Origin of the sequence: Dokdonia sp. (assembly GCF_039945015.1) — a bacterium.
Lineage (GTDB): Bacteria > Bacteroidota > Bacteroidia > Flavobacteriales > Flavobacteriaceae > Dokdonia.
On sequence record NZ_JBDUXP010000020.1, the window covers coordinates 41,043 to 54,181 of the forward strand.

Sequence of the window (13,139 nt, forward strand, 5' to 3'; positions counted from 1 at the left end):
GGTGTGGTGTATAGTTCACGCTACTTTAACACACCCCTTAATCCCCTCTCTAGAGGGGAAACTCATGCTTTTATTTTTATTCAGTATTCAAAATAGAGTAACACTCTAATTTAGAGTAGTACTCTATTTCTGTTTCAAAACAAACCCCTTCTCCTTTGGGAGAAGGCTAGAGCCTGTGCTGAACTCGTTTCAGTAATGAGGGGAGAACCCTTATTTAATCTTTAACTTCTGAAGCAGCACTTCTTTATACGTACTTCCAATAGGGAGTTTAATATCATCTCCTATTTGGATGGTATTACCATCAATAGAAGTGGCAATTTCTTGAGGAATAATATACGATCGATGGATTCTTGTAAAGGATTTTTCAGGGAGCATACGTTCTAATAATTTTAGATGCATACTGACGAGTAGCTTCTTGTTTTGTGTGAAAATATGACTGTATTCCTGCTCCGCTTTTATGTAGAGGATGTCTGCAAAATTAATCTTTACTAATTTCCCGTCGTGCTTCACAAAAACATAGGTGACCTCTTTTGGATCTGTTTTTGGGTCTTCGTGTTGTGTGGCTAGTTTTGTCGTTGCTTTTTCGATGGCTTGAGAAAAACGGCCAAAGGCAATAGGCTTTAATAGATAATCCACAGCATTTAATTCAAACCCTTGTACGGCATACTCACTATAAGCAGTAGTAAAAATAATCAAAGGCGGATTACGTAACGACTGCAAAAACTCCACGCCAGAAATGACAGGCATTTGGATATCTAGAAACACCACATCAATCTCATGCGTTAAAAGCGCTTCATACGCTTCCTCTGCATTGATACAGGTTGCAGTAACTGTCCAATTCGGGATTTTGGAAATATGCGTCTCAATAATCTCTCTGGCAAGAGGTTCATCATCTACAATTAAAGCGCGTATCATATTCATGCTAAAACAAGTTTTAAATAAGCTGTATATACCGAATCTTCCATCGTTACATCATACACATAGGTGTCTGAAAAATAAACATCCAGACGTTTCTGTAGATTGGATAGCCCTAAACCACCCATGTCATGATTCCTTTTATGAGGATCAAATGTATTCCGAATGGTAAAGCGGAGTTCGTTATCCTGTACCTTTAAATCTATGTGAATGTCTGTATCTTTTTTATCTACCGAATACTTAAACGCATTTTCAATAAGCGGGATAAACAATAACGGAGGCAAGCTTTTATGCTCGTTATCAATATCCGTAGTAAAAGAAACTTGGGTATGATTTAAACGAAGCTTTTCGAGTTCTATATAATTTTGGATGAGTGTGATTTCCTCAGAAAGGGAGATCTCTTTTTTATGTGCATTATCCAAAGAATATCGCATAAAATCTGAAAGCCGTGTCACTGTTTCTGCCGACTCGTCTACACGCTTGTGAATGATGAGTCCATACAGATTATTTAAGGTGTTGAATAAAAAGTGTGGGTTCACCTGCGCTTTTAGAAAGTTGAGTTCTAGTTGCACTTTCTCTTTTTCTAGTTGTAGATTCCTATTATGTACCTGATAATAACCTACACTACTTTTGATGGCAATGGGTAAGATAAGACTCGAAAATAGATTAAAAAATAATCCGAAATTAGACGCTTTAAATAAGATATTATCACCGAGACTTTTCTGGATCACACTCAAGTAATCAGGATTCTTTTCTGCTGCCATGGTACGACAGCTATCACAAAAATGAAAGACCAATTTTTCGCCTAGAGCTTCTATAAAAATATAGAGAAGTGTAAGTCCAGCTAGGGAAAGAATAAACGCAAGCCATCGTTTTTGTTTCAGAAACCGAGGGACAAAAACATACATTAACGGATAAAATACCAAGGCAAGCCCTATCGTATTTCGCAAAGGTGTCAAGTAACTTAAAGGCGTTTCTGTATATGGACCTAGCGATGCTTTAATTAAAAAACACGAACTGGTATAAAGCACCATCCAAAAAAGCACATGCGATACTATTCTAGGAATTCTAGCGGTGTTTCTTTTTTCTATGATATCATCTAATGTCATAATCTTTTAACAAGATACTTTTTTAAGTTTAATCTTTCTATATACGCTTTCGTACTTCGGCTATGCTCAGTATAAACTTCTGCGTCACGATGTTCCTTGAAAGCGGATGATTCTAAATTATATTATTCTAAAAACAAATACATCTGTTAGTGTGTTTTTCTTCTTTTTCTCCAGTCTAACAATGTGTTCCCGTTAAAAATTTTTGAAGCCTTGGAAAAAATTTAGGGAACTCTTTGTGATTTTTCGCTTTAAGCGAAAAAAGACCTAAGAAAAAGTGTCTTTTCTTTTGGTTCGTTTTCTTTGGACAAGCAAAGAAAATGAACAAGAAACCTATTTTTATCCCCTCTTTGAGGACTAGAAGAATAAAGTAAAACTCCCCTCCGTCTAAATCTCCTCCTTCAATTCAGCCACCTCCCCTCAAAGAGGTGAGGAGCTTTTATTTTTATTCCAAAACCCTATTAAAAACACCCTTAGACAATACCACAGTTATACTATCACTTAGGGTATGTTGTATCGCTCTAAACTCTATTTCTTGAAGCCTCGCAATGGAAGTATTTACCATTTTTATGTGTAAAGAATCGACAGTGTTCTTGTGCGAAAATCCAATCTGACTACGATGTTTCATGTCAATGTCTAGGGTGTGTACATCACAATTGCTGACTTCGATAAATGCATTTCCTTCTAGAATCAGCGTTAGATCTTGGTTTGAAAAGCCAGAAATACGTTGATGCGTATTGATGTTCAAGATACTCGACAGTGTATTTTTCTCAATGATAATTCCTGACGGAGTATCCGAATGGAATCGTTGTTCCATAGGAATATTGGAGCCGGTAAACTCGATAAATAGGGTGTCATTTATAAGGTTGCTTTTAAAATGATCTACTCTAGAACGAAGTACTTTAATGGCGTCTGTTTGGGCATGTGCAATTTCTATGGGATAGCCATTACTTCCAGAAATTGCCAACACCGAATAGGCTTCCGATGGGATAGATACGTAATTCTTATACCGATCTGTGAGATCAATGTTCTGATACTCATTTGCCAATGTGTGATTGGTGGCATACATACCCGTCAATAGGATAAGACCAAAAATCACTAAAAATAGATTGCCTTTTTTCATCGTCTAAATCTCTTTTTCTTTTAGTTGTAACCATACTGCGACCCAAATGGAGACCGGTAACACGACCTTTACAAATAGGGAAGTCCATAGTTCTGTTTTTTCAGTTAAGAAGACCGTTACATTTTCTCCTTGATGCGAAAACAAAAAGCTGTCAAAAGGAATACTCGACACCACCGACGCTTCTGGAATAAGAAGCCCTAGGATCAATCCGTTGACGTAATTGAAGGCTATAAAAAGTAAGACACTTGCGAGTAGGGTTTTGATAAAACTGTGTTTGTTGAACATGACACTGCCTAGTAGCATGATTCCATTAAAGATGAAATACAAAAAGAAGAACTGATAGAAGTTGTCTTTAAAAGGATTTAGGATAGCTTCTATGGAAAATGTACCTGTAAATGTTAGGTATAAAACATCGGCGAGGTAAAACAGCGGAATGTATATCGCCAGAAAAAATACTACAGAAATAAGAATACTCGTCACTACTTTTTCTGCGTGCGTTGCTGGGATACTCAATAACCACATGCCACTTTGCGGACTCGAAAACTCGTGGAACATCGCATTGGAAAACACGCCACCACCCACAAATAAACCGATGATAAACACGCCATTTTGTACGGCTCCAGAAAAACTGTCTTGCCATTGATGCACGATGAGAAACATAAAAAACAAGAACGCAAGAAGAACTAACAGCCCAATACCGTACATCCTAGAATGCTCTCGGAATTGCCGTTTGATTAATAATGATATGGTTGAAATGTGCATAGATGTTTATTGATTATGTTTCTAGAGATGTGATTTAATTTTTATATATAAACTTAGGACTTAGGACTTAGGACTTAGGACAGGTAAGGTCTTGTTTCCTGATTCTTGAAGCGTAGCGATCCTGAATCTGTTAGCCCGAAGGGTGATTTAATACAGCCGTGATATTACTATGATCTGCGAGTACGGCGTTAAACAATAACTCGATGTCTACATAACCAGTGGTGTTGGCGGTATTTTCTTTGATGGACGCAAATCCAGTACTTACTTTCTCTTGATAGATGACTTGGGATTCGTTTTCTGGTGTGTCTGACAGTTCAAAATGTAATCGGTGTGCGATATGTTCTTTATCATGATCTAGTAGAATTTGACCTTGATCCATAATGATGATGGCGTTTATCAATTCGTCGAGATCACGGACTTGATGCGAAGTGATGATGACAATACGGTCTTTTTTAAAAGAATCTTTGATCATATTTCGAAACGTGATTTTAGACGGAATATCCAGCCCATTGGTAGGCTCATCCATGATCAAAACCTTAGTGTTGGCAGATAGGGCAAAACCTAATAAGATTTTCTTCTTCTGTCCTAAAGACAATTGGCTAGTCTTTGTACGTGGATCAATCTTAAACTCCTTGGTATAGGTGTCAAATTGGTTGCAATCAAAATGGGGGTAAAAGTTTTTATAGATCTTGACGAGTTCTTGGATAGTGACATTAGGTAAGTAGTATTCTTCAGGAACAAAAAATAAGTCTTTTAAAAAGTGAACGTCTCTTTTTTTAGGCGTAGCACCAAATACCTCACAGCTTCCTTCTGTGGGAAAAAGCATCCCCGTCATATTCTTAATAAGCGTGGATTTCCCAGCCCCATTCTTTCCTAGTAATCCATAAATATTCCCAGGCGAAAAAGTCACGTTGAGGTCACTAAAAATTTGCGTTTTCTTGGAATACCGATATCCTAAGGTGTTGATGTCTATCATAATGAACACGAATGTAAGCGTGTCCTTTATAAAGAAGAAAAAGAATCAATGGAGGTGGCTGTTTTTTTAATGAACCGATGAAAACAGTCAATAAGAATTTAGGCAAGTTCTTATAATTGGGGTTTTGAGATATACGCTTTCGCGAAAGCGTATACAGAAAGAAACCAAGCGTCATCTCAACCCTTCGACAAGCTCAGGATAAACTCTCGGAGAGATCACACAAGAAACTAAGAGAATACAAGTTGTTGAAGTATTCATTGTGTGAGATTTCCTACCTACGGCAGGCAGGCTCGTCGCTCGTGCCTCGCTCTGTCGAAATGACAACGACAGTCATCTCGACGATAACTATAAAGTCTTTTTAATAAGAGCAGCAATCTCATGAATATCTAGTTGAAACCCTGCCGCTTCGGCATGACCGCCACCGCCACGTTTTTTACATATTTCAGAACAATCTACTAAGCCATTGTCATTGTAAAGACTAAAGTTCCATTTCCCGTTATGTAACCAAAAACTACAAACCCCATCGTAATAATAACCATCGTCTGTTGTGTCGTTATGGTACGCTATTCCAAAATGGATAGGATTGAATCTCTTCTTATTAAAAGCAGCAAATGTATAGCCGTCAAAATCAATGGTAAATCTATTTTTATAATCTAATGCAGCTTCAGTACATAGGTAATTGTAAATGCCTTTTCCTAGTTTGAATAACTCTGGGATGGTTTTTATAGAGGCATCAGGATGCTGTTGTAGCATGTGAAAACAATCTTCAGGATTTTTAAAATACGCTCTGGCTGCATACTGAAACTCTAGTATTTGTTGAGCCTCCTCCATGTCTTTATAAGCTAGACAATCGTAACGACCAAGAAGCCTTACAAATTCTGGCATGGGGTCTTCAAAAAAATAAGTCCACGCTAGTTCACAAGCAGCAAAATTAGCATCCCTTTTCCCTTTAGGGTGAATAGTATGCGCTTCCATGTCTCGGATAGCCGAAATATGATGATCAATCCAAATCAGGTTATTTGTGTTGTTGAGTTGGCTCATAACCTCTGCTTCAAAAGAAATATCTACGACCACAACAGGTTCTCCCTTCTCAATGATGGGGATGGGATCTCCATAATCCCAACCTATGAGTTGTAAGGTTTCCGGATCCTGACGGTCTTGCTCATAAAACCACTTTTGTACAATGGCAGCACTACACCAACCGTCTAAATCTCGTGAATGATATAGTATAGTCATAGGAATCTATTTAACATGGGAATATGAATGATTATGGTCGTGTTTATATGATATACGAGTCTACAATGGTATCTATCATCAAAGATGCTTAAATATAACAATAAACATTGTGGTTTGCTTTAAAATAGGGGTGTTGATTTTCTTAGGGTTGTTTTTTACTTAAGAATTGGTGGTTGTTGGGGTGATTTGAGGTTTTGTTATGTTCGCTCCTGCCTGCCGGTGAGGCAGGTTCGCGAAAGAGGGTTGTGGTGAAGTTTATTTTGTGTTTACGGTTTTCCGTAAGGGTTGTTGTTGGGGGTGAGTTATTTTTAGAGTTTGTGATGGAGATACTCTTTTACTATAATATACAAGGAAACATAAAAATATGAGATTAGCTTTATATTAATTGATAATCAAATATTTATAATTTTTGTTGAAATTAATTCCTACAAAACTTAGTATATTTAAATTCTCCTTTATATTAAAATCAATTTAATTATTTATTATAAAAGCATTAATAATATATGAGTACTATTTTACAAAAGTTTATTGATTCTCAATTAATACAATTAAAAAATGATGATGAATTTCAAAAATTAAAAGACGCAGCAACTAATCTTTCTCAAAATGAATTAAAGAAAAAAGAAAATGTATCAAGTTACGTCCTTTGTGCGTTTGATCCGAATATAGATGCAAATGAAATTTGTCTTGAAAAAACGAAAACTCGTGTAATAAAACAATCCCCTACTGTTCTTTCACAATCAAATGATACGCCAAGAACTATTCTGCGAGCAGTTATTTTAGAATCACTCTACACTAGAGCGTTAAACGATATAGATTATGCAAGAATATTTTGGTACATAGGGAGTAACGTCATAAATTACTATTCTTTAGGCAATGAAGAAGAGTTATTACACAATATGCTAACTGAAATAGGAGAAATTGTAGAGAAAGAGGCTATAAAAGAATGGTCTTTAATTAATGGTATTACAATTGATGATATAAATGATTTTGATTTAAAGATAAAATCATCTAAAAACATTCAGTCCCACATTAATACTTTTAAAGAAGAATTTAAAGCTGCATTTAGTTATAAAGGAAATACTGGTCATAATTATGTGTATGGTAGTGATATAGGACCATGGGTTAATAATATAAATGATTCTGGAACAGAAAGTATTTCAAAATTTGTTAAAAACTCAATAAAAAGACAAAGTGATACTTTAAACGAAATATCTACACAGATAAATGAATATATGTCTGGTCTTACTCCTTTTTTTGAAAAAATAAGTTCTCAAGCAATAAGAGGGGTTTCTTCTGTAAACAATAGAAGTCAATTATTATGGTGGAAAGAATCTCTTTATTCTCCTTCTATGAAAAAAAGTTATCGTGATATTCCTATAGAAATATTGGCGCTAGTTATAGCTTTTGATCTGTACACTATAGTTACTCAAAACTATCCAGTAAGTGTTGATTATATTCTTAAAGAAACCTTGAGAAATATAAAACTTTCTGAACAAGAATACTCATTTGATACGTTCATTAAAAATTTAAGTAAACATAAAGAGTATTTACAAAATTTAGGAATAAAACATACTTATTCTGATAGTAGAATATCATTACTTAATTATATTACAGCTCTAGGAAATGATGAAGTTACAGGTTCAGAAAAGTTGAAGGCTAACTTAGGTATTGATTCTAAAAACAATCTTAAAGTTGAAGAATTAGCAGTGTGGTTATTTCATGAATTTCAAGCATATAGAGTTTCATTAAACTAAGTTTATTATGACTGGAGATTGCTCAAGAAATAGTTGCTATGATGATTTACGTTGTCCAGTAGGGCATACTCATAAAAAGGATTGTTCACATTGGAAGAGTGGTAAAACTGAATCTAATACAAAAGAAGAATTTGATGTTCCCGAAGGTAATTCGCATTTACTTTCCTGGTCAGGTAGTTCAATGGGAATGGATGACATTAATGTTCTTACTGAAAGAACTAATTCCATGCTTTTTGGATCGATTGGAGAAGCTAATTCAGGTAAAACAACATTTTTAGGATTACTATATCTTTTACTTAATGATGGACAATTTATTAAAGATTGGAATTTTTCTAATTCGTATTCAATATTAGGATGGGAGTATATCGCTAATTATTTACGTTATCAATCTGGGAATAAATCAGAATTCCCCCCACATACAAGTAGTTTTGGAGGAAGAGATGTAGGTTTATTACATTTAGGTTTATTGAATAATCAATCTCTTTTTGATTTAATGTTTACAGATGTTCCAGGAGAATGGTTTACAAATTGGTCTAGTGATGTTAGTGGTACGGGTACAGGTAATGCAAATTGGATTCATGAAAACTCAAGAGGTTTTTTTCTTTTTATTGATTGTGAAGCACTTGTTAATGAACCTGGAAAATATAGACTTAAAACAAGAGCTCTGATTAATAGATTGTTGAATGATTTAAAAGGAAGACCTGTTGCTATTATATGGAGTAAAGCGGATTTATTTAGTGAAATTAAAGATTCAATCAAACGAATAATTTCAAATGAAATTGGTAAAATCCCTATTAAAAAGGAGTTTCAGGTTAGTATCCATCACGGAAAGGGAAATTCATATCATAAAAATATTCTGAAGTCAGTGGCTTGGTTACTAGAAAAAATTATTTCAAAAAAAGAATCGACAGTATTTGAATTTTCAAGTTCTAAAAGTGATGATTTTTTTATTTCATATAGAGGGGAATTATGAGTAAAGAAAATATTTCAATATTAGTTGTAGGTAAACCAAATTCTGGTAAATCAGGTTTTTTTGGACAACTATATAATCGATTAGAATATGCCGAAGAAGGGAATTTTGCTAAGCTTTTAAAAACTCCAGAAAATAAAATAGCATTAGATAAAGTTACTTCAAGATATGCCGAAGGGAAAGCTTTAGAACATACTCCAGTTGGTGACTATGATAAAATTGAATTATCAATACATGCAGATCAAAAATCTCTAAAACTCATATATCCTGACTATGGAGGTGAACAAATAAACCACTTGGTTGAGAATAGACGATTAGGTAACAATTGGTATTCTGCAATCCAAAATTCAAATGAATGGATTTTGTTTATAAGATTGAGTGATTTAAACAAATCTTATGATCCCATTCAAAAATTTACAAAAATTGTCCAGAGTGGTGAACAAAAGAGTAAAGATGAAATAGAAGAAAAGCTACCTTCTGATCAGGCATATTATATTGAGTTAATTCAAATGCTCTTATTCTATAAAGAAATTGGTTTTACATCTCAGATAAGCAATCTTGAATTAATTGTAACACTTACTTGTTGGGACGAGATTGAGAATAAAGAAGAAAAAAAGCCTAATGAATTATTAAAAGAACATCTGCCTTTATTTTATGAATTTTTGATACAAAATTGGGTCAAAACATCGCTTAAAGTAATAGGTATTTCATCTCAAGGAAGGTCTCTTGATAAAAATAATGGTGATGAAGAATACTTATTTGAAGAGGAAGGGTTTATAATTAACTCAAATGGAGAGAAAAACAATGATCTAACTTCAATATTAAAAATTGTTTTGGATGAAAATTAAATTAGAACAAGCTGTGTTTGGTGAAAAAGATCGGGGTCATTCACTTTTAAAACATTCTTTTGAATCATCTAAAACACCAAATCAGATATCATTAAAAACTGATTTACCATCAGGTCACACTTCTTTTCCTTCCTATAATTTTTATTGCTCTGCAATTTCGACTAGTGAATACTATGTCCTAATTAAGAGTTTTCCTGATTCTTCAGCGCAAAGAAGTGGTTTTGTTTATTCTTATAGTTTGTTTATCAAAAACTATGACTTAGAGCATGTTAATGACTTGTCTAATCTCTTTGATTTATTACCAAATGAAATTAATAAAGAATATTTAGTAACATCTATTGAAATAGAATCAGAAAATGGAGTTACTAATAAATCGGGAAATTTAGATAAGGCAAAAAAAGTAGCTTATGGTTTACTGAATAGCAAAATGCCTATTGTATGGTTAGGCCAAGAAAAGTTTGTAGAAACAATATCGATAGTTTGGAATAATTTAAGCCCTATATTAAAATCTAAATTTCAGTTTCGAGTTAGTTTTGGACCTAAAGATATTGAACAAACTAATGAGCAAATTGTTTATTCCCCTGTTGGATTAAAAGGTAAATGGGAAAAATATTTTGTTATAAATGAACAAGATCTTTTTGTTGAGGAATACTCTGACGATATTAAATATTTAATTGAAATTGTATCTAAAAATAACCCAATTAAAAATTATATATTAGAATTAGAGATTAACATTTCTTCATTTTTTGATATAAAAAAAGTTGTTTTACTAAATAAATTCCTTAACGACGATAGTTTCGATAATTTGCTAAATTCAATAGAACTTCTAGCACAATTACTTCCTAGCAAAGAATCTGGGAAAAAGTTGAAAAAAGAAATTATTGAAAAAACGAACTCCAAACTTAAAAGAGGTGATATCAATAATATTCTGGCATTTCGAAATGTTGAGATAAAGCATATTGAAGAAATAACTTCTATTAAAAAAGGAATAAAAATAATACTCCAAAATTGGAATTTTGAGACAGAGGTTGAACAATTATTTATTTCAGTTATAAATAAAGACGTTCAAAAATGGTGGAAGGATGTTATAGATAATGGTTTAATGGAATGTTTTAATGATTGGAGTGAAAAGCATTCAAAAATGTTTTGGAACTTGATTACAAAGGATATCTCGAAATTAGATCTTATTAAAAATTATATTCCAAATGATGAGAAAGTGGAGCAAAATATTGCCCAGCATTTTCCGCAAAAACTAAACGATAAATTAGGTTTTGAGTTAATTAATTTATCAATTAAAAAGAAATGGTACTTATTACACGCAAGTGTTGTTGTTAAAATATTTTTATTATCAGAAGCATTAGCATTACAGTTGAAAATTGATACAGTCAAAACATATACTAAAGGTTTAGAATTTATTTGTAATAATTTTCCTTCAGATAGCTTTATTAAACAAGTTGTGGAAAACCCTGAGAGACGATTAATTAAATTATCCGCAAAATTAACATCAGAGAACCCACTCTTGATTAATAGTTTGGATGTGAATAATTTAACTTGGTTAGAAATTTGGAATTCTAGATATACTACTGTTGATGTTTTTAAAGGGTTTAAGTCTCCAAAAAAGACACTCTTTTCACTATTAGAAAGTTTAATATTTGGTAATGATATCCCTGAGGAGTTGTTGTTGTTAATTTCCCAATCAAGATACTCTGATATTAGCGATTATAAAAACAGGAATAAAATTTGGAATTACTTTAAAGGGGAAACTTTGTCTAATTTTCTTAAATCTACAGCACAAGAGTGTTTGAATAAAAAACTTTTAGATTTATCTTCTATAACTCTTGAAATAGAATTAATAAAAGAAATAGAAAATAAGAACTTATTTATTAGTGTACCTAATAAAGAAAACCTATCAGAAAATATTATTCAATTATTTATAGATTTTGATGAATTTTCAGAAAATTCACTAATTGCTTTTCTTGATGTCATTAAACGCTCTTTAAATAAATCTTCTTGTTTGAAATTAGGAAAATTGTTAAGTATAAGAAAATGGGTTAAAACCTATCAAAAAGTTAAAATAGAGTACAGTAAGTACAATTCCTATTTTAAAGATACTCTTAGTTTAAGTAAAGATAACTTTCCAGAAGTTGAACAATCTTTTTTGGGTAAAATTTTTAATAAAACAAAACCAGAAACGAACGTGAAAAAAATATTTATTTCTTATTCTCGTAAAGATGTCGATTTTAAAAACGACCTATTAATTCATTTAAAACCATTAGAAAGATCTAGTTTAGTTAATGCGTGGGATTGCTCAAAAATAAGGGCAGGAGAGTGGGATAAACAAATTAAGGAAGAATTAGATGAAGCTGATATTATGATCTTTATGGTTTCAGCTAGTTTTATGGCCTCTGATTATATTGTTGATAATGAGGTGCAAAAAGGAATTGAGTTAGCAAAAAATGATCCTTCAAAAAAAATTATGTGTGTTTTAGTACGAGAATGTACTTGGAATCAATGGCCGATATTAGATGAAAGTTTCAAAGGAGATGGAAGTTCTGATTTGAGTAGATTTCAATTTTTGCCTTATTACAATGCAAATGGTGCTGAAGCTATTTTAGCCCTAGAAGATTGGGGAAAAGGAGGATATATGTCAATAAATAATGCTTATAAACAAATAGTTGAAAAACTGATGATAGAGTTAAGATCGTGATTAAATTTGTAATAGAACCCAACTCAAACACGATTACAAACAAACCCCTACAGCTTCCCAATAGCAAAAATACTCAACCCAGTATACTTCTTTATAATATCAATCGCAACACCATCCTTCTTCATTTTCTTGGCAATATCTAGTTTGTTTTGCCTAACCGCCTGTTTTCTTTCAATATCGATTTTCCATTCTTCAAGTGCCTTTTTCTCTGGACCTACCACTTCAAAGAGTCCAGATTCTTTGAGTTGGTTCATCACACCCTTGTCTGCAAAACTAGTATAAGATTCTTCGGTAATGATGAGGTGGTCTACGACTTCTATATTAATGAGTTTTCCCACTTTATACATACGGTCGGTAAAGTTGGAGTCGTTTTTTGAGATATCTAGAACACCACTCGGATGATTATGAACTAAAATCATCTTGACCGCTAGTTTATAAATCCCCATTCTAAACACATCTGGCGGGTCGGCATTCACACGGTTTACAGCACCGAGACCAATTAATTCTATAAAAAGGACTTTATGATTGTTGTCTAGACCTACCACCCAAAAGTGTTCTTGGTTTCTTCGTATTTTGTTTTCTCGCAACAATACCTGTTGCATCACAAAGTAGATATCTTTAGAGTTGAGCACTTGTATTTTTTGCTCTTTGGTCAAACGTACGTTCATAGGATCAAATATACAAAATGGATGGGATAGGGGAGTGTTGTAAAAATAGATATTTATATACTAGTCTAAGT

Annotated in this window: 11 protein-coding genes; 4 read left to right on the forward strand and 7 right to left on the reverse strand. The window is 33.1% G+C overall.

The window, feature by feature from the left end; genetic code table 11:
- Positions 1-210: 210 nt before the first annotated feature.
- The 6 genes from ABJD27_RS15400 to ABJD27_RS15425 form a co-directional block, all read right to left on the reverse strand.
- Complete coding sequence (locus ABJD27_RS15400) at positions 211-921, reverse strand: LytTR family DNA-binding domain-containing protein (protein ID WP_348173907.1); 711 nt, start codon at positions 919-921, stop codon at positions 211-213.
- Positions 918-2,024 carry a histidine kinase gene (locus ABJD27_RS15405; RefSeq protein WP_348173905.1) on the reverse strand — a complete coding sequence of 369 codons (1,107 nt, stop codon included), beginning with the start codon at positions 2,022-2,024 and terminating at the stop codon, positions 918-920. The genes ABJD27_RS15400 and ABJD27_RS15405 overlap by 4 nt, the downstream gene beginning before the upstream one ends.
- Before the next feature lie 442 nt (positions 2,025-2,466).
- On the reverse strand, positions 2,467-3,144 hold the full coding sequence (locus tag ABJD27_RS15410) for a hypothetical protein (RefSeq protein WP_348173903.1): 678 nt from the start codon (positions 3,142-3,144) through the stop codon (positions 2,467-2,469).
- Between the two features lie 3 nt (positions 3,145-3,147).
- On the reverse strand, positions 3,148-3,906 hold the full coding sequence (locus ABJD27_RS15415) for a hypothetical protein (protein WP_348173901.1): 759 nt from the start codon (positions 3,904-3,906) through the stop codon (positions 3,148-3,150).
- 130 nt (positions 3,907-4,036) lie between these two features.
- The gene (locus ABJD27_RS15420) at positions 4,037-4,882 is read right to left on the reverse strand and encodes an ABC transporter ATP-binding protein (protein WP_348173899.1); all 846 of its coding nucleotides are present in this window, start codon (positions 4,880-4,882) and stop codon (positions 4,037-4,039) included.
- 345 nt (positions 4,883-5,227) lie between these two features.
- The gene (locus ABJD27_RS15425; protein WP_348173897.1) at positions 5,228-6,118 is read right to left on the reverse strand and encodes a DHH family phosphoesterase; all 891 of its coding nucleotides are present in this window, start codon (positions 6,116-6,118) and stop codon (positions 5,228-5,230) included.
- 503 nt (positions 6,119-6,621) lie between these two features.
- Between ABJD27_RS15425 and ABJD27_RS15430 the strand changes: the two genes are divergently transcribed.
- Genes ABJD27_RS15430 through ABJD27_RS15445 form a run of 4 tightly spaced genes read left to right on the forward strand, consistent with a single transcriptional unit; the run spans position 6,622 to position 12,400 of the window.
- Positions 6,622-7,875, forward strand: coding sequence for a GTPase-associated system all-helical protein GASH (locus tag ABJD27_RS15430; protein WP_348173895.1), 1,254 nt, complete (start codon positions 6,622-6,624; stop codon positions 7,873-7,875).
- A 7-nt stretch (positions 7,876-7,882) separates the two neighbouring features.
- Entirely contained in the window at positions 7,883-8,848 is a 966-nt protein-coding gene (locus ABJD27_RS15435) for a hypothetical protein (RefSeq protein ID WP_348173893.1), read from the forward strand.
- Entirely contained in the window at positions 8,845-9,693 is an 849-nt protein-coding gene (locus ABJD27_RS15440) for a hypothetical protein (RefSeq protein ID WP_348173891.1), read from the forward strand. Before ABJD27_RS15435 ends, ABJD27_RS15440 begins: the two co-directional genes overlap by 4 nt.
- A complete protein-coding gene (locus ABJD27_RS15445; protein ID WP_348173889.1) occupies positions 9,683-12,400 on the forward strand; it encodes a TIR domain-containing protein in 2,718 nt (905 codons plus the stop codon). Before ABJD27_RS15440 ends, ABJD27_RS15445 begins: the two co-directional genes overlap by 11 nt.
- A gap of 47 nt (positions 12,401-12,447) precedes the next feature.
- On the opposite strand, the gene ABJD27_RS15450 is transcribed toward ABJD27_RS15445, so the two are convergent.
- Positions 12,448-13,068, reverse strand: a complete 621-nt coding sequence (locus ABJD27_RS15450; protein WP_348173887.1) for a JAB domain-containing protein — start codon at positions 13,066-13,068, stop codon at positions 12,448-12,450.
- Between the last annotated feature and the right edge of the window lie 71 nt (positions 13,069-13,139).